The following is an 18,426-nucleotide window of genomic DNA, read 5'->3' on the forward strand; positions in this document are numbered from 1 at the left end:
CCTCGCGGTGACTGTTGTCCGAAATGCGGAGATCCTCGCCCGATACCCATGTAACAAGTCCGTTTCGCGCCCTTCTCACGCCAGAGACTTTGTCCGGATTTTGGAAGATCTAGGCGTCAGCTGTGACTGAATTGAGATTTAAAGACGGTGGTCGGCACATGGCGCATGCCAGATAGTTAGCCGCGTAACGCTCGGGTCAATGGGTCTCGCGCTGTGGGGACAGCGCCGACTCGCGAGCACCAGGGGGTGTCTGACCCTCCGTCAGGGGTGTCGGAGGTCGGACGAGCGCCCCCTCCTGTCGGTGAACACGTGGAGTCACAAGGAGGATCCCCATGCCAGTCAACCGGCCCATGCGGTCCATCACCGGTCTGTCCGCCCCCGCCCGCGGCGACTGTCACTGACCCTGGGCCTCCCGTTCTGCTACGCGCGTCCGGCTGCGGCTTCTTGTGAGCCGTCCGTGCGGCGCACTCCGGCGTCCCTTCATGCACCGATCGGCGATCACGCGGCAGCAGCCCGCGTCCGTCGCCGGCTCGGCACACCCACACCCGTGAAGTGAAATGGGCGAACTGTGACAAGTCCTACCGACATCGAGGGCGGCGGTACGTCGGTCGTGGTCGACGGCGACCAGGAGCCGACGGCGGCGCCCGAGGCCAAGGTGCCCGTGGGCCGGTCTCCCGGTCAGCTCATGTGGCTCCGCTTCAAGCGGGACCGCACGGGCGTGATCTCCGCCTACGTCGTGCTGTTCTTCTTCCTGGTCGGCCTGCTCGCCCCACTGATCTCGAAGCTCTACGGCAACAACCCGTACACCGTGTACGCGGACGAACGGCCGGAGTTGTTCGACAGCGCGGGTGTGCCGGTGCAGCCCAACGGCGGGATCAGCGGCGAGTTCTGGTTCGGCCTGGAACCGGGCAACGGCTACGACGTCTTCACCAAGCTGCTCTACGGCATCCGCAACTCCCTGGGCATCTCCCTCGCGGTCACCCTCGCCACCGTGCTGACCGGCATCGTCCTAGGGGTCGCGGCCGGCTATCTCGGCGGCAGGACGGACTTCCTGATCAGCCGGGTGATCGACTTTCTGCTCGCCATCCCGGCCCAGCTGTTCTTCATCGCGAGCATGCCGGTCGTGGTCTCCCTGTTCGTCAGCCCGCGCGACGAGACGCCCGTCTACGTCCGGGTCGTCGCCCTGATCTCGGTGCAGTGGTTCCTCGGCTGGATGAGTCTCGGCCGCATCCTGCGCGGCACCAGTCTCGCCCTGCGGGAACGGGAGTTCATCGAGGCCGCCAAGGTGAGCGGGGCGCCACCGGGGCGGATCATCCGCAAGGAGATCCTGCCCAACGTGGTCACGCCGATCCTGGTGCAGGCCACCTACATGCTGCCGAACTTCGTGACCGCCGAGGCCGGTCTGTCCTTCCTCGGCGTGGGACTGGTCGAACCGACGCCGGACTGGGGCCAGATGTTCTCCAAGGCGGCGACCGAACTCGTGATGCAGAACGACATCACCTACATGTTCTTCCCCGGTGTCTCGATGATCATCTTCATCGTGGCGTTCAACCTGCTCGGGGACTCGGTCAGGGACGCCTTCGACCCCAAGACGGCGCGCTGATCCGCACATCACGTCTTTTGGACTCACAGACTGCTGGACTCAAAGAGATGGGTGGGAAACGAGTGATGGGTAAGGGTGGACGCCGCGCGTACGCCGCGCTCTCGCTGGTCGCTGCCGGAGCGCTCGTGCTCTCCGGTTGCAGCGAGGGCGGCAGCAAGGAAGGCAGCAACAAGGACGACAAGGAGAACGCCCAACGGCAGCAGTCCTCCATCGACTTCGGCGACGTGAAGGCCTCGACCGGCCCGGCCACCGAGGTCCCCGGTGCCAAACCCGGAGGCGCGGTCACCGTTCTCCAGAGAGACAGCTACGCGCACCTCGACCCCGGGCAGATCTACGTCTCCGACGAGATGGCGCTGTCGCAGCTCATCCACCGCGGCCTGACCGGCTACAAGGCGACCGGCGAGGACGGCAAGAAGCACGAGGTCGTCGGCGACCTGGCCACCGACAGCGGCACCACCACCGACGGCGGCAAGACCTGGAAGTACACGCTGAAGGACGGGGTCAAGTGGGCCGACGGCTCCGCGATCACGGCCACCGACGTGCGGCACACCTTCGAGCGGCTGTTCGCGCCGTTCGTCGCCAACGGTCCGACCTTCATCCAGCAGTGGCTCGCCGACACACCGGGCACCGGGTACCGCGACCTGCTCAAGGGCGGCCCGTACGGCGGTAAGCATCTGCCGGACACCGTCCTGGAGACGCCGGACGCGAAGACGATCGTCTTCAAGTTCAAGAAGGCCAAGCCCGACCTGCCGTACGCGCTGGCCATGGCCGGCTACTCGCTCGTCTCGAAGGCGAAGGACACCAAGGAGAAGTACGACAAGGCCCCGATGACCGCGGGCCCGTACAAGATCCAGGAATTCAAGTCCGGCAAGTCGATGATCCTGGTGAAGAACACCAACTGGGACCCGAAGACCGACCCGATACGGCACCAGTACATCGACCGGTTCACCTTCGCGTTCAACAAGCAGTACGAGGACTCCACCAAGGCGATCCTCGACGACTCCGGGGCCAACGCCACCGCGGTCAGCTTCAACAACGAGGTCGACGCGGGCAACCTGTCCAAGGTCCTCGCCGACGCCACGCTGAAGTCCCGCACCGTCGCCGGCTACCAGCCGTACGTGGGCCAGATCGACATCAACCTGACCCAGAAGGAGATGCAGGACAAGACGGTCCGCGAGGCCATCGCCTACGCCCTGCCGATCACCCCGTTCGTGCGCGCCTACGGCGGCACCGCGGCCCGCGAGGTCGCCGGCGGTCTGATCAGCCCCACCGTCTCCGGCTACAACCCGAACTTCGACCCGTTCGGCAAGAAGAAGAAGCCGGCCGGTGACCCGGTCAAGGCCAAGGAACTCCTGGAGAAGGCCGGCAAGGTGGGCCTGAAGCTGACCTTCGGCTACATCAACACCCCCGAGGGCCAGCAGTACTCCACCGCCATGGCCGCGGGTCTGGAGAAGGCCGGCTTCGACGTCCAGCGCCAGGAGATCCCGGCCGAGACGTACTACGACCAGGTCGGCAAGGTCAAGAACAACTTCGACATCTACCACACCGCGTGGGGAGCGGACTGGCCGAGCGCCTCGACCGTCATCCCGCCGCTCTACGACGGACGCCAGATCCAGGACGGCGCCGCGAACTACTCGCACGTCAACGACCCGAAGGTGAACGCCGACATCGACAAGGCGAGCACCATCACCGATCCGATCAAGGCCGCGGAGGCCTGGAACAAGATCAACGAGTACATCGTGAAGGACGTCGTCTCCAACATCCCGACGGCGTACTACAAGCAGACCCAGATCGCCGGTTCGAAGATCGGCGGCCTTGTGTACGACGACGTCATCGGCGGCATCGACCCGCGCAGGCTGTTTGTGAAGTAACCCCTTCCCGAGCGCGGCGCCCGGTGCGCCCCGTCCCGCTTCCGCGACGGGGCGCACCGGCCCGCACGGCCCTTTGAGCCGGCTCCACGAGCCGGCCTCACGAGCCCGAAAGCTGCCACTGAGATGCTGCGCTTCCTCCTTCGCCGGACCCTCGGCTCGCTGGTGATCCTGGTCCTGCTGACCGTCGTCGCCTTCCTGCTGTTCTTCGGCATGCCCCGTGACCCGGCGCTGCTGATGTGCGGCAAGACGTGCACGCCCGACGCGCTGGCGAACATCCACCGCACGCTCGGCATCGACAAGTCGATCCCCGAGCAGTTCTGGATCTTCCTGCAAGGGCTGGTCGCGGGCCGGGACGACTTCGCCCAGGGGCCCTGCCCCGCCCCCTGTTTCGGCTACTCGTACCACACCAACGAGCAGGTCTGGTCGACCCTGATGGACCGGCTGCCGCTCACCGTCTCGCTCGCGCTCGGCGCCACCGTCATCTTCCTGTTCGTCGGACTCGGCACCGGAATGCTGGCCGCCTGGCGGCGCGGCACGCTCATCGACAAGTCGTTCACCGCGGGCTCCATGGTGCTCAGCTCGATGCAGATCTACTTCCTGGGCCCGCTCGCCCTCGCCGTGCTGGTGTACCAGACCCACATCTTCGACGAGCCCCGGTACACCGAGCTCACCAAGGATCCCCTCGCCTGGTTCACCGGGCTGATGATCCCCTGGGTCGTGCTGTCCACGATCTTCGCCGCGCAGTACACCCGTATGGCGCGCTCGTCGATGATCGAACAGCTCCAGGAGGAACACATCCGCACCGCCCGCGCCAAGGGGATGAGCCGGCGGTACGTCTTCTTCCGGTACGCCTGGCGCGGCTCCCTCATCCCGATCGTCACCATCCTCGGCATCGACCTCTCCTCGATGCTCGGCGGCGCGATCATCACCGAGTACACCTTCGGACTGCCCGGCCTCGGGCATCTCGCGGTGGAATCCGTGCAGTTCAGCGACCTTCCGCTGCTGCTGGGCGTGATGCTCTTCGCCGCCGCCGTGATCCTGCTCTGCAACATCGTCGTCGACGCCTGCTACGCCTTCATCGACCCGCGCGTACGGCTGTCCTAGCCGATTCCCGGACTGTCGTCAGGAGCTTTGTCGTGACCACTGTGACCAAGGAGGCCGGGGCGCCCGTCCCGGCCGGCGCGGGCGCGTTCCTCTCGGTGCGGGACCTGCACGTCAGTTTCAGCACCGAGGACGGATCCGTCCGGGCCGTCGACGGGCTCTCCTTCGACCTCGAACGCGGCCGCACCCTCGGCATCGTCGGCGAGTCCGGATCCGGGAAGTCCGTCACCAACCTGACCGTCCTCGGGCTGCACAACCCGATGTTCACCACCGTCGAGGGCGAGATCCTGCTGGAGGGGCAGGAGCTGACCACGGCCCGGGAGTCGGAACTGGAGAAACTGCGCGGCAACAAGGTCGCGATGATCTTCCAGGACCCGCTCACCGCGCTCTCCCCGTACTACACCGTCGGCCGGCAGATCGCCGAGCCGTACATGAAGCACCGGGGCGCCTCGAAGAAGGCCGCCTGGGAGCGCACGGTGGAGATGCTCGGCAAGGTCGGCATCCCCAACCCCCGGGAACGGGCGAAGGACTACCCGCACCAGTTCTCCGGCGGGATGCGGCAGCGCGCGATGATCGCGATGGCGCTGGTCTGCGACCCCGACCTGCTGATCGCCGACGAGCCGACCACCGCGCTCGACGTCACCGTCCAGGCGCAGATCCTCGACCTGCTGAAGGACCTCCAGCGGGAGTTCGGCACCGCGATCATCTTCATCACGCACGACCTCGGTGTCATCGCCGACATGGCCGACGACATCATGGTGATGTACGCGGGCGGCGCGGTCGAACGCGGGACGACCGAGCAGGTGCTGCGCTCACCGCAACACCCTTACACCTGGGGTCTGTTGAACTCCATGCCCCGGCTCGACTCGGACCTGGGCACTCCCCTCGCTCCCATCCCGGGTGCCCCGCCGTCGCTGCTGACCCCGCCCTCCGGCTGTCGCTTCCACCCCCGCTGCACCTTCCGGGACCGGGTGGGCGGCAATCGCTGTGTCACCGAACGTCCCCCGCTGGCCCCGGACCGCGCCTCCGCCTGTCACCTCACGGCGGAGCAGAAGCGGACCGTCTTCGAGGACGAGATCAAGCCCCGACTGGGGTAGGGGCAGGACCTGAGGAGCAAGCACGTGAAGAAGGCCAGGAGGAGCACGTGAAGAAAGAGGAACTCGTTCTCCCCGCCCCGCGCGAGGCGGACACCGACGGCGACGGGGAGCAGCTGCTCGTCGTGGCGGGGCTCACCAAGCACTTCCCGGTCAAGGGCGGCTTCCCGATCCGGCGTACGGTCGGGCAGGTGCAGGCCGTGGACGGCATCGACCTGAGCGTGCGGGCCGGTGAGAGCTTCGGTCTGGTGGGGGAGTCGGGGTGCGGCAAGTCCACGACCGGCCGCCTGATCACCCGGCTCCTGGAACCCACGGCAGGGACGATCACGTACCGCGGGCAGGACATCTCGCACGCCTCGCGCCGGCAGCTGGCGCCGATCCGGTCCGAGATCCAGATGATCTTCCAGGACCCCTACTCCTCCCTCAACCCCCGGCAGACCGTCGGCAAGATCATCTCCGGGCCGATGGAGGTCAACGGGATCGAGCCCGCGGGCGGGCGCGAGGCACGCGTGCGCGAGCTGCTGGAGATCGTCGGTCTCAACCCCGAGCACTACAACCGCTTCCCGCACGAGTTCTCCGGCGGCCAGCGGCAACGGATCGGTGTCGCCCGGGCGCTGGCGCTCGAGCCGAAGCTGATCGTGGCCGACGAGCCGGTCTCCGCGCTGGACGTGTCGATCCAGGCGCAGGTGGTCAACCTGCTCCAGCAGGTCCGGCAGGAGCTCGGCATCGCGTTCCTGTTCATCGCCCACGACCTGGCCGTCGTACGGCACTTCTCGCAGCGCGTGGCCGTCATGTACCTCGGGAAGATCATCGAGGTCGGCGACCGCGACTCCATCTACACCCGGCCCCGGCACCCGTACACCCACGCGCTGCTCTCCGCGGTCCCCGAGGTGAACGTCGCCGGCGGGGAGACGGCCGCCCGGGAGCGGATCCGGCTGGCCGGGGACGTGCCGTCGCCCATCGCCCCGCCCTCGGGCTGCCGGTTCCGCACCCGGTGCTGGAAGGCGCAGGACAAGTGCGCGGCCGAGGAGCCGCCGCTGATCCGGATCTCCGGGAACCACGAAGGCCATCTGACGGCCTGCCACTTCCCGGAGGAGCCGACGATCGAGGGGCGCGAGGAGGACATCGTGCTGGACCCGGCGCTGGCTGCGCTGGAGGAGGGGCGCGGGTGACTCCGGCGGGCCGGCGCCTCATCCCCGGTGCGGGCCCGCCGGGACCCTGCCCTTCGGTGTCGTCCCGGTCGGCGCCCGATTTCCGTTGTCGTCCCGGCGCGTTCGGGGGCGGGTTCGTCGTGGCTGGTCGCGCAGTTCCCCGCGTCCCTGGTGGGCCCTGCGGGCCCCAGGCTCCCGCTCGGCGTCACCTCGCAGTGGCCGCCGGTGCCGCCACCGTGATGATCTCCGGGCTTGTCCGGGTCAGTGGTCCTCGGTCCCAGTCCCCGTACTGCTCCTCCACCCGCAGCCCCGCCTCCGCCAGGAAACCGGTCAGGCTTTCCGGGGTGAGGAAGCGGAGGGTGGCGCGGCCGGTGTGGCGCCGGGGCCAGCCGGGGGAGTCGAAGGTCTCCGTGAACGTGACCCGGTCACCGGACGGTTCGTCCGCCACCTCGTGCCAGACCCGTACGACCCGCCCTTCCGCGTCGGTGACCTCGCGGACGCGGTCCGGGGTCCAGCTCTCCCAGGCCCGCGCGGCCGGGTTGCGGGTCTCGAACACGAACCGCCCTGCGTCACTCAGGGCCGACCGTACGGCCCGCAGCGCGCCGCGCAGTTCCTCGTCGCCGAGAAGCACCTGGAAGGCATGGCCCGTCATGATCGCGAGGTCGAAGTCGCCCTGCCACATACGGGTGTTGAGGTCCCCCAGCAGCCACTCCACGCCGGGCGCGCGGCGCCGGGCCTGTACGAGCATCGCGGCCGCCGGGTCGAGGCCCGTGAGCCGCCCCGGATGGCCGTCCGACGCGGCCCGCGCGAGGAGCCGGCCCGTGCCGCAGCCGACGTCGAGCACCGAGTCGGCGGATCTCACCAGGTTCAGATAGAAGTCGTCGTCCGGCCCCCACGGATTGATGCTGTCGTACAGCGCGGCGAGTGTCAGATCAGCGAACGAATGATCGACCACCGCGGCAGTGTGCCACACCTCGGCGCGGCACAGGACAAGATCCAGAACATCCGAATTCCCTCGACAGGCGGGCCGGGGGCCGGACATGCTCAGCGCGATGACGAGAACAGACGACACTCCTTCCGCGTGGGACGAGCGCACCCAGCTCACCACCTTCCTCGACTACGCCCGCGACACCGCCCGCGCCAAGTGCGAGGACCTCTCCGATGAGGACGCCCGCAAGGCGCCCCTGCCGGGTTCGCCGCTGATGACCCCGAGCGGCCTGGTCAACCATCTGCGCTGGGTCGAGTACTACTGGTTCCGGGTCGTGTTCCTCGGCGAGGAGGACGAGGGGCCGTGGACCGACGAGGACCCCGACCGCGAGATGCGCATCGCCGTCGACGTCCCGCTCGCGCAGGTGCTCGACGAGTATGCCGAACACGCCGAGCGGCACCGCAAGCTGGTCGCCGAGCACGACCTCGACACCAAGGCGCAGCGGGCGACGGGCGACGGCCGTCATGTGGACCTGCGGTGGATCCTGCTGCACCTGATCGAGGAGTCGGCCCGGCACAACGGCCACCTCGACATCCTGCGCGAACTGATCGACGGCCGCACCGGCGTCTAGGTACGCGTCTCCCGTCGTGTCGGGCGGGTTTCCGCTGGTCGGGCCGGGGTGAAGGACAGGTGAAAGATCGCCGAAGGGGCTCGGAAAGACGGCTCGGCGAGACTCTTGTCCGGGGCGGGCGACCGACGGGGGACACGCGGCGCCCGCCCCGCCCGGGGCCCGGCCGCCCCGCCTTGCGCGGCACCCGGTCGCCACCCCGGCCCCGGCCTCCGGGAATTGGCCGGATCCCGACGCCCGGGAACCCGTCGGTTCCCGATCGTGAAGGTCGGCGTTGCCCGGCAGTCGCCCCTGGACTACGTTCTGTGAATGCTCACCCCACGGCCCCGGTTCCGCCTGCTCGGACCGCTGGACGTCGAGATCGACGGACGGGCCGTCGTACTCACCGGCCGGCAACGCGCGCTGTGCGCCGTGCTTTTGCTGCACGCCAACCATGTCGTCTCCGTCGACCGGCTGATTCAGTGCCTGTGGGACGACCGGCCGCCCGGCGCGGGCGCGGCCCGGGTACGGGCCCTCGTCGCGGAGGTGCGGCGCGCCCTCGGCCCGGCGGGGACGGAGCTACTGACCACCCGTCGGCCCGGCTACGTCATGCACGCGAGCCCGGACGAACTCGACCTGCTGGCCTTCGAGAACCTCATCAGGGACGCCTCGCGGGCCGCGGCCGACGGCGACTGGCGAGCGGCCCGGCGCAGCGGTGAACAGGCCCTCGCGCTGTGGCGGGACGAGCCGCTGGCCGACCTGTCGGAGGTCGCCGTGCGCGAGGCCGAGCGCCAACGCCTCGCCGAACTGCACCTCGTGGCCCGCGAGGGTGTGGCCGAGGCGGGGATCGAGACCGGCCGGCACCGCGAGGCCATCGCCGAACTCCTCCGGCTGACCGCCGCCCACCCGCTGCGCGAACGCCCGCACGGCCTGCTGATGCGCGCACTGCACCAGGACGGCCGCAGCGCCGAGGCCCTGGAGCTGTACACCGCGCTGCGCCGGCGCATGGTCGACGAACTCGGCATGGAGCCCTCGGCCGACCTCAGGGACCTGCACCAGCGGCTGCTGCGAGGCGGCGGCGGTCGCTCCGCAGCCGCCCCGCCCGAGCGGTCCGCCCAGACGTCCGAGCGCCCCGTGCCGCGCCAACTCCCGCCCACCCCACGTCGTTTCGTCGGCCGCGACCGTGAACTCGACCGCCTCGACTCCTGTCTGCGCACCTCGGAACCGCTCGCCCTGATCGTGGGACCGGCGGGCGTCGGCAAGAGCGCGCTGGCGCTGAACTGGGCCCACCGGGTCGCCGACCGCTTCCCCGACGGCCAGCTCTTCCTCGACATGCGGGGCTTCGACAACGCCGAGCCGATGACCCCCGGCGAGGCCCTGCCGCTGCTCCTCCAGGGCCTGGGCTGCGCCCCGCGCGACATCCCGCTGGGCGCCGAGGCGCAGACCGCGCTGTACCGGACGCTGCTCGCGGACCGCAGGGTGCTGGTCGTCCTCGACGACGTGGCCGACGCGTCGTACGTACGGCGGCTGCTGCCCGCCTCGGCGGGATCACTGACGCTGGTGACGAGCCGCGACAAGCTCAGCGGCCTGGTCACCCTGGACGGCGCCTACCGGGTGTCCTGCGACGTCCTGGACAGTGCCGCCGCACTGGAGCTGATCAGCGGCGCGGTCGGCGCGGAGGCCGTCGCCGCCGATCCGGAGGCCGCGGCGCGGCTCGTCGAACTCTGCGACCACCTGCCGCTCGCCCTGTGCGTCGCGGGCTCCTGGATCGGCGACCGGCCAGGCAGTATCCGGGCTTACGTCCGTGACCTCGCGGACCGGGGGCGACTGGCCCGGCTGCATGTCGAGGGCGAGGAGTCCGTCGCCGTACGGGCCGCGCTCGACCTGTCGTACGGAGCGCTGCCGGACGAGGCCCGGCGGGCCTTCCGCGCGCTGGGCGCGCTGCCGGGCACCGGCCGGTCGGTCCCGGCGGCCGCCGCGGCCGCCGGGACCGACGAACATCGCCTGGCCGACCTGCTGCGGCTGGCCCAGCGGGTCCACCTGCTGCGCGACGTCGAGCACGGCCGTCCGGCCTGGCACGACCTCGTGCACGAGTACGCCCGTGACCGGACGGCCGCCGAGGACTCCCCCGCGGAGCGGGCCGCCGCCGTCACCCGCGTCCTCGACCACTACCTCCAGAGCGTCGTCAACGCGGCCGCCACGGCCGGCCTGTACGTCATGCGCACCCGCCCGCCCGCCGTCGAGGGCTCCCTGCCGCGGGAGTTCGACGGCGCCGAGGACGCGTACGCCTGGTTCGACGGCGAGTGGGACGACATCGCGGCCGCGATCGGCCACGCCGCCGAGCACGGCCCCGCGCCGTACGTGTGGTGGCTGGTGGACGCGCTCCAGGACCTCTTCCACCACCGCAGGCCGCTCTCCGACTGGATGCGGCTGGCCACCCTCGCCCGGGAGGTGGCCGCGCGCGGCGGGGACGAGGTCGGCCAGGCCTCCATGTGCCTGTCCCTGGGCAGCGCCCGCTGGCGCAACGGCGATCTGCGGGGCGCGCTGACGGAGTACGAGGAGGCGGAGCGACTGGCCCGCCGGGCCGGCTGGACGTACGGCGAGGCCGGCAGCCTCCAGGGCAAGGGCGTCACCCTCAAGCTGCTGGGCGAGCTGCGCCGCGCGCTGCCCTGCTACGACCGTGCCCTCGCGCTCTACCGCACCCTGGACAACGTCAAGAACGTGGAGATCATGCTGATCAACACGGCGTCCCTGAACCTCGCCCTGGGGCGCCTGGACGCGGCCGAGGAGGCGGCGTGCGCGGCCCTCGACCTGATCGGCGACACGGTCCACCACAACCGCGCGATGGCCCTCGTCAACCTCGCCCTGGTCCGGCAGAAGCAGGCCCGGTTCGACGAGGCGACGGCGGCGCTGCGCACCTGCTTCCTGGTCTCCCGCGACTCCGGGTCCACCTACACGGAGGCCGTGGCCCTCGAGGCGCTCGGCCGGGTCCACGCCGACGCCGGCCGGGACGACCGGGCGCTTCTCGCCTACGAGGACGCCCTCGCCGTCTCCCGGCGGGTGGAGAACCGCAACTGCCAGGTCGACAGCCTGGTCGGGGTCGCCTCGGTGAAGCTGCGCGCGGGCCGCGCCGAGGAGACGGCCGAACACCTCGACGCCGCCTTCGAGATCGCCGAACGCACCGGTCACCGGGCGGGCCTCGTCGAGGTCCTGCTGGCCCGCGCCGACCTGGCCCGTGCCCAGGGCCGCCCGGCCGACGCCCTGGACCATCTGGAGCGCGCCGAACGGCTCGCGTCCGACGGCAACCCCCTCACCCTCCCGCGCGTCCACCTCACGACCGCCCTGACGCTCCTCGACGCCGGCACCAGCACCCACGCCGATGCCGGCACCGGCAGCGACGCCGCCCCCACCCGGGCCCGCGACGCGGCGACCCTGGCCGCCGCCCTCGCCCGGGACTCCGGCCAGCGCCTCCTGCACGCCCGTGCCACGGCGGCCCTCGCCTCGGCCCACGGGGCGCACGGCGACACCGGCCCGGCGCGCGAGGCAAGGACGGAGGCGACCGCCCTGTACGCGGCGCTGGGCGTCCGGCATCCCCCCGGGACGTCCGCCCCGTCCCGCCCGCTGCCCCACCACCGTCACCGTGAGCTCCCCCCGGACGCCGAGTCCCGCCTCACCCTCTACCTGACCGAGCACTTCGACGGCTGAGCCGCTTCAGACCGACGTGGCGTAAGCGCTGCCGAGCCGCAGCCGCGGGTCGCGGGCGAGGATCCGTTCGTGCAGGGACCGCAGCTCCGGGCCCGGTTCGCAGCCCAGCAGGTCGATCATCCGCAGGCGCAGCAGCTGGAAGCAGTCCAGCGCGTCCGCCTGGCGTCCCCCGCGGTGCAGGGCGAGCATCAGCAGGCCCGTGACCTTCTCGTCGAAGGGGTGCATCTCGGCCAGCCAGTGCAGCTGCGGCAGGCACTCCTCGTGCCGTCCCACGCGCAGGTACAGCTCGGTGCTGCCGACCAGCGCCTCCCGGTGCTCACGTCGCAGCGTCACCCGCGTCGACTCCGCCCAGGCCGTGCGCACGTCGGACAGCGGCTCGCCCCGCCACAGCTCCAGGGCCCGTGCGTAGAGCCCGAGTGCCGTCTCGGTGTCGCCGGCGCGGGCCTCCTGCTGCGCCTGCCGGACCAGGGCGCGGAACCGCGCGGTGTCGACACAGCGTTCGTCGATCGCGAGGACGTATCCGCCCCGCTTCCGGATCAGTTCGAAGCCCTCGGTCAGCTGCCCGTCGGCCCGCAGCGCCTTCCGCAGCCGGGTGGCCTGGATGTACAGCGCGTCACGCGGGTGCTGGGGCCGGCGCTCCTGCCACACCCGCTCGATCAGCGTCTCGTCGGCGACGAACGCGCCGGGGGTCCAGGCCAGTGCCGCCAGCAGCAGTTTGGTGCCGTGCGGAAGCGGCAGCTTGTCGCCGGAGCGGGCCCGTGCCTCGACGCAGCCCAGCAGCTGAATTTCCATGTACCCCCCGTACCTCGAACCACTCGAGTCACGAGTGTGCGCGCGAGGTGTTCGGCTGGCGCATGGATGCTGCACGGCTGCCACCGGCCGGGCGGGGCGCGGTGGGTTGCGGGCGGGTTGTGGGCGGGTTGCGGCGCGTCGGAGGGTGCGGGTGGATCGTGGCCGGTTGCGCAGTTCCCCGCGCCCCTGAGGGGGTGGTTCCGGCCCGTGGTGTCAGGTGCGGGCGCGTTGTGGCGATTGCGCAGTTCCCCGCGCCCCTGAGGGGGGTGGTGGCTCCGGTCCGTCTCGTCAGGTGCGGGTGCGTTGTGGCTGTTCGCGCAGTTCCCCGCGCCCCTGGCGGGCCCCGCGGGCCCAGCGGTACGAGTGAAGGCCCGCGCCGGGTGAGCGCGGGCCTTCGTCCCCTGGACCGGACGTTCATGGGCTCGGGTCAATGGGCCGAGAAAGTCCGCTCCGAAAGGGGGCGGCTGACGAAAAGGGGTGTGTCAGGCCGCCGCCTCGGGGTCCTTGGCGAGACGGGGCGCCGGCACGGTGGCCGGGACATCCGTCGTCTCGGGATAGTGGCACGCCGTCAGGTGACCGGGCTTGTTGCCCTCGACCTGCACCAGCGGCGGGGCCTCGGTCGCGCACTTCTCCGTCGCCTTCCAGCAGCGGGTGCGGAAGCGGCAGCCGGAGGGCGGGTTGATGGGCGAGGGCACGTCACCGACGAGGCGGATGCGCTCACGGCCCGGGGCTCCCTCGTCCTGCACGGTGGCCTCCGGCACGGCGGACAGCAGCGCCCGGGTGTAGGGGTGGCGCGGGTTGCCGTACAGGTCGTCGCGGTCGGCGATCTCGACGATCCGGCCGAGGTACATGACCGCCACGCGCTGCGAGAAGTGCCGTACGACGGCCAGGTCGTGGGCGATGAAGACGAACGCGATGCCCAGGTCCCGCTGGACCTTCTGGAGCAGGTTGACGACCTGCGCCTGGATCGACACGTCGAGCGCGGAGACCGGCTCGTCGGCCACGATCAGCTTCGGCTCCAGGGCCAGCGCCCGGGCGACACCGATGCGCTGGCGCTGACCGCCGGAGAACTCGTGCGGGAAGCGGTTGTAGTGCTCGGGGTTGAGACCGACGATCTCCAGCAGCTCGCGCACGCGTGCCTCGCGCCCGCCCGCCGGGTGGATGTCGTTGATCTCCATGGGCCCGGAGATGATCTTGCCGACCGTCTGGCGCGGGTTCAGCGACGCGTACGGGTCCTGGAAGATCATCTGGATCTCGGAGCGGATCGGGGCCAGCTGCTTGCGGCCCGCGTGCGTGATGTCCTCGCCGCGGTAGGAGATCCGGCCGCCGGTCGGCTCCAGCAGCCGGGTGATCAGCCGGCCCGTCGTCGACTTGCCGCAGCCGGACTCGCCGACCAGGCCCAGGCTCTCGCCCTCGGCGACCTGGAAGTCCAGCCCGTCGACGGCCTGCACGGCACCGACCGTACGCCGGATCGGGAAGCCGCCCTTGATCGGGAAGTGCTTGGTGAGCCCGGAGACGTCCAGGAGGGGAGTGGTGCTGCTCATGGTGGTGAAATCCCGTCTCTTGTACGTCAGTTCGCGGCGCTGCCGGCGAGGTCGGTGAAGAACTCGGCGCGCTGGTCGGCGGTCAGGTGGCAGGCGGAACCCCGGCCGTTCGTGACCTCCAGCGGCGGCTGCTCCTTGGAGCACAGGCCCCCTTCGACCTTCTCGGCGAAGGTGCACCGGGGGTGGAAGCGGCAGCCCGTGGGCGGGTTCAGCAGCGAGGGCGGCGAACCGGGGATCGGGTTGAGCGGGATGTCCACCGGGTGTTCCAGGTTCGGCATCGAGCTCAGCAGGCCCAGCGTGTAGGGGTGCTGCGGGCTGCGCAGCACCTCCCTCTTGGTGCCTCGCTCCACACACCGGCCGCCGTACATCACCAGGACGTCGTCGGCGATGTCGGCGATGACGCCCAGGTCGTGCGTGATGAAGACGATCGAGGTGCCGAACTCCTGCTGGAGGTCCTTGAGCAGGTCCATGATCTGCGCCTGGACGGTGACGTCGAGCGCGGTGGTCGGCTCGTCGGCGATCAGCAGCTCCGGGTCGCACACCAGCGCCATGGCGATCATCGCGCGCTGGCGCATACCGCCGGAGAACTGGTGCGGGTAGTCGTCCACCCGGACCTCCGGCTGCGGGATCCCGACCCGCTTCAGCATCTCGATCGCCCGGGCACGCGACTGGCTCTTGGAGGCGCCGGTGTGCTTGCGGTACGTCTCACCGATCTGCTTGCCGATCGTGTGGTACGGCGACAGTGAGGCCAGCGCGTCCTGGAAGATCATCGACATCTTGTTGCCGCGCAGCCGCTCCAGCTGCTTCTCGGAGGCGGTCAGCAGCTCCTTGCCGTCCAGCAGGATCTCGCCCTCGATCGCCGTGCGGTCGCGGTCGTGCAGACCCAGGATGGCCAGGTTGGTGACCGACTTGCCGGAGCCCGACTCGCCCACGATGCCGAGCGTCTTGCCCTTCAACAGGTCGAAGGAGAGCCCGTCGACGGCCTTGACGATGCCGTCCTCGGTGGAGAAATGGACTTTCAGGTCCCTGACGGAGAGGAAGGGCTGCTGATCGGTGCTCGTCACGGGGACGCTCCTGGGGGGTGATGCGAGAGGTAGGGGGTCTGGCGGAGGTCAGGCGAGCCGGATCCGCGGGTCGATGAGAGCGTAGACGGCATCGACGATGATGTTGAAGAACACGATCGCACCGGCGGCCAGGAGGGTCACGCCGAGCAGCATCGGCAGGTCGCTCTGGTCCACGGACTTCACCGCGAGCCGGCCGATGCCCGGGAGGCTGAAGGTCTGCTCGGTGATGATGGCGCCGCCGATCAGCGTGCCGAGGTCGATGCCGAACACCGTGACGATGGGGCCCATGGCGCCGCGCCAGGCGAACCGGAAGAACACGTTCGCCCGGGACAGGCCCTTGGCGCGGGCGGTACGGACGTAGTCCTCGCTCAGTTGCTCCACGAGCTGCGAGCGGGTCATACGGGTGTAGTTGGCGGTGAAGATGATCGCCAGGACCAGCCAGGGCAGCAGCAGTCCGGAGAACCAGGCGACCGGGTCGTCGCTGAAGGGCGTCCACGACGGCTGGTCGAGCCATCCCAGCTGTGCGACGAAGTAGTACATCGCGATGTAGCCGACGAAGTAGATCTGCAGCGACGAGCCGAGCAGCGACGCCGAGCTGGCGAACTTGTCCAGGAACCTGCCCTGCTTGAGGGCCGCGAGCATGCCCGCGCCGACACCGAGGACCAGGAAGACGACGGCCGCGCCGAAGGCGAGCGAGAGGGTCGTCGGCAGGCGGTCCATGATCGTGTCGAAGACCGGCACGTTGTTGGCGAAGGAGTAGCCGAAGCAGGGCGCGTCGCAGTACCCGTAACCGGCGTAGTCGCGACCGGCGAAGACGCCCTTCAGCCAGTACCAGTACTGCACCGGGATGGAGTGGTCGATGCCCAGGTTCTTCCGGATCTGCGCGAGGTTCTCAGGCGTGCAGTTCTTGCCGCAGGACATCATGGCGGGGTCACGCGGCACGGCGTAGAAGAGCCAGAAGGTGATGGCGCTGATGATCAACAGAATGACCAGCGCGCCGATGACTCGGCGGACAAGGAAGCGGAGCATGAGGCGTGACTTTCCGGACGGGGCGCCGTCGCCGCGGTAAGGAGAGGGGGGTGGACCGCAGGGGGTGGCCATGGTGACGGCCACCCCCGGGGGGCGTGCGCTTACTTCTTGGCGTAGAGCTTGGAGAGCGCGACGCAGGTGTTGGCGCTGTCCCAGATGACGTTGCCGACCTTGGAGCCGTACAGGTAGTTACGGATCTTGTGGTAGTCCGGGACGACCGCGGCGAGCTCCATGATCATCTTGTCGATGTTGCCCCAGGCCTTGTTGGCCTCCGCCACGTCCGCGATCTGGGACGCCGCGTCGATCGCCTTGTTGACGCTCGGGTCGTTCAGCTGGGCGTAGTTGCTGCGGCCGTCGCCGATGTTCTTGCCGCTCCAGCAGGGGTAGAACTGCGAGTAGCCGTTCGGCCAGTCCGGGCTCCAGCCGGCCGCGAACAGGTCGAAGTCGTTGTCGATCTTGCCGATCTGGGTGTAGAAGGTCGACTTGTCGACCTGCTTGTTGACGACCGTGAAGCCGGCCTCTTCCAGAGCGTTCTTGATGGCGACGGCGGTCTTCACCGCGGTGTCCGACTGCTGGTAGGCGATGACCAGCTTCTGGCCGACCTTGCCGGCCTCCTTCAGCAGGGCCTTGGCCTTCGCCGGGTCGCCGCCCGGCTTCTTGTCCACGCCGTACAGGTCGAACTTGGTGTAGCCGGGCGTCACCGGGGCGAAGATCGTGGTGGCGATCTCCTGGCTGTAGGCACCACCACCGATGGTCTGCAGCTGCTGGTGCGGCCAGGCGTAGTTGATGGCCTGGCGGACCTTGAGGTCCGTGATCCGGGTCATGTTGATCGGCCAGTAGTAGGTGACCGTGTCGACCGCGGTGAGGACGCGCTTCTTCAGCTCGGCGTTGGTGAGGACCTGGGCGATGCGCTCGGGCGCGACCTCGTTGAAGATCGGCACCGCGTACTGGTCGGTGCCCTTGTCCGCGATCCAGCGGTCGGTCGACGCCACCAGCTCGTAGCCCATCTGGAACAGGTACTTGTCCGGGTAGGCGTTGCGGATCGCGTCCGTCTTCGGGTCCCAGTGCTCGTTGCGCACGTAGGTCATCGACTTGCCGATGTTGCGGCTCTCGACCTTGTACGGGCCGCAGGAGATCGGCTGCTTGTCGTACTTCTCCTTGGTGTCGTGCTTCTTCGGCACCAGGGAGTAAGCGCGCATCGCGAGCGTGAAGTTGAAGTCGGCGCGGGCTTCCTTGAGACGGAAGGTGATGGTCTTGCCGTCGACCTCGATGGAGGAGAGGCTCTTGCCCTCGTACGGGCCCTTGTACTTGTCGCCGCCCACCAGGAAGTCCTGGACGTAGCGCGGACCCTCGGTGACGAAGGTGGCGAAGAGGCGCTCGAAGGTGTGGCGGAGGTCGTCCGAGGAGACCTCGGCGCCGTCCTCCCACTTCAGACCGTCCTTCAGCGTGAAGGTCCAGGTCTTGCCGCCGTCCTTCATGGTGCCGGCGTCGGTCGCGGCGTCGCCGACCAGGGTGGCGTTGCCCTTGGCGTCCAGCTTGTAGCCGGTCAGACCGCGCATGATCGGCACGGTGATGGCGCCCTCGGTCGAGACGTAGATCTGCGCCGGGTCCATGTGGTCCATGTCGAACTGCTGGAGCGAGTAGATCGTCCCGCCCTTGACCGCGCCCGTCACCTCGGGGGCCGGGCCGGTGGAGTCGGCCTTGGTGCCGACCGGGATCTCGACGGTCTTGGCCCCGGTGACCTTGGGGGCCTTGTCCTGCGAGGAGCCCCCCTCGTCGCCGCTGCTGCAGGCGCTCAGCACCGACGTCGACGCCGCGGCAACGCCGGTGGCGATGAGGAAGTTTCTGCGCGAGAAGGACATGCTGCCTGCCTTGAAGTGGGAGTGATGAGAGAGATCCGGCACCCCGGCGTCCTTGCCGTGGTCCTGAAGAGGTCC

Annotated in this window: 13 protein-coding genes; 7 read left to right on the forward strand and 6 right to left on the reverse strand. The window is 69.7% G+C overall.

Translation table 11 applies throughout. From position 1 onward, the window contains the following. The first annotated feature begins 568 nt into the window (after nt 1–568). From OG736_RS28435 to OG736_RS28455, 5 genes are all read left to right on the forward strand, one after another. Nucleotides 569–1,603, forward strand: coding sequence for an ABC transporter permease (locus OG736_RS28435; RefSeq protein WP_327184928.1), 1,035 nt, complete (start codon nt 569–571; stop codon nt 1,601–1,603). A 65-nt stretch (nt 1,604–1,668) separates the two neighbouring features. Next, nucleotides 1,669–3,474, forward strand: coding sequence for an ABC transporter substrate-binding protein (locus OG736_RS28440; protein WP_327184929.1), 1,806 nt, complete (start codon nt 1,669–1,671; stop codon nt 3,472–3,474). Nucleotides 3,475–3,597: 123 nt separating this feature from the next. Then, a complete protein-coding gene (locus OG736_RS28445) occupies nt 3,598–4,578 on the forward strand; it encodes an ABC transporter permease (protein WP_327184930.1) in 981 nt (326 codons plus the stop codon). Between the two features lie 32 nt (nt 4,579–4,610). Further along, the gene (locus tag OG736_RS28450) at nt 4,611–5,672 is read left to right on the forward strand and encodes an ABC transporter ATP-binding protein (RefSeq protein ID WP_327184931.1); all 1,062 of its coding nucleotides are present in this window, start codon (nt 4,611–4,613) and stop codon (nt 5,670–5,672) included. 47 nt (nt 5,673–5,719) lie between these two features. Beyond that, a complete protein-coding gene (locus OG736_RS28455) occupies nt 5,720–6,841 on the forward strand; it encodes an ABC transporter ATP-binding protein (protein ID WP_327184932.1) in 1,122 nt (373 codons plus the stop codon). A 184-nt stretch (nt 6,842–7,025) separates the two neighbouring features. On the opposite strand, the gene OG736_RS28460 is transcribed toward OG736_RS28455, so the two are convergent. Next, nucleotides 7,026–7,775 carry a class I SAM-dependent methyltransferase gene (locus tag OG736_RS28460; RefSeq protein WP_327184933.1) on the reverse strand — a complete coding sequence of 250 codons (750 nt, stop codon included), beginning with the start codon at nt 7,773–7,775 and terminating at the stop codon, nt 7,026–7,028. Between the two features lie 97 nt (nt 7,776–7,872). Between OG736_RS28460 and OG736_RS28465 the strand changes: the two genes are divergently transcribed. Together OG736_RS28465 and OG736_RS28470 are read left to right on the forward strand one after the other, a co-directional pair. Next, the gene (locus OG736_RS28465) at nt 7,873–8,379 is read left to right on the forward strand and encodes a DinB family protein (protein WP_327184934.1); all 507 of its coding nucleotides are present in this window, start codon (nt 7,873–7,875) and stop codon (nt 8,377–8,379) included. A gap of 306 nt (nt 8,380–8,685) precedes the next feature. After that, nucleotides 8,686–12,060, forward strand: coding sequence for an AfsR/SARP family transcriptional regulator (locus OG736_RS28470; RefSeq protein ID WP_327184935.1), 3,375 nt, complete (start codon nt 8,686–8,688; stop codon nt 12,058–12,060). Between the two features lie 6 nt (nt 12,061–12,066). Here OG736_RS28470 and OG736_RS28475 read toward each other — a convergent pair whose 3' ends face one another. The 5 genes from OG736_RS28475 to OG736_RS28495 all read right to left on the reverse strand — a co-directional run bounded on the left by OG736_RS28475 (nt 12,067) and on the right by OG736_RS28495 (nt 18,393). Then, complete coding sequence (locus OG736_RS28475; RefSeq protein WP_327184936.1) at nt 12,067–12,852, reverse strand: AfsR/SARP family transcriptional regulator; 786 nt, start codon at nt 12,850–12,852, stop codon at nt 12,067–12,069. Between the two features lie 482 nt (nt 12,853–13,334). After that, nucleotides 13,335–14,396: an ABC transporter ATP-binding protein gene (locus OG736_RS28480; protein ID WP_327184937.1), complete on the reverse strand. Its 1,062-nt coding sequence runs from the start codon at nt 14,394–14,396 to the stop codon at nt 13,335–13,337. 26 nt (nt 14,397–14,422) lie between these two features. Further along, complete coding sequence (locus OG736_RS28485; protein WP_327184938.1) at nt 14,423–15,460, reverse strand: ABC transporter ATP-binding protein; 1,038 nt, start codon at nt 15,458–15,460, stop codon at nt 14,423–14,425. A 48-nt stretch (nt 15,461–15,508) separates the two neighbouring features. Continuing rightward, nucleotides 15,509–16,489: an ABC transporter permease gene (locus OG736_RS28490; RefSeq protein ID WP_020127950.1), complete on the reverse strand. Its 981-nt coding sequence runs from the start codon at nt 16,487–16,489 to the stop codon at nt 15,509–15,511. A 101-nt stretch (nt 16,490–16,590) separates the two neighbouring features. Further along, the gene (locus OG736_RS28495) at nt 16,591–18,393 is read right to left on the reverse strand and encodes an ABC transporter substrate-binding protein (RefSeq protein WP_442817087.1); all 1,803 of its coding nucleotides are present in this window, start codon (nt 18,391–18,393) and stop codon (nt 16,591–16,593) included. Between the last annotated feature and the right edge of the window lie 33 nt (nt 18,394–18,426).

It is taken from the genome of Streptomyces sp. NBC_01334, from assembly GCF_035983595.1.
GTDB classification, from domain to species: domain Bacteria; phylum Actinomycetota; class Actinomycetes; order Streptomycetales; family Streptomycetaceae; genus Streptomyces; species Streptomyces coriariae.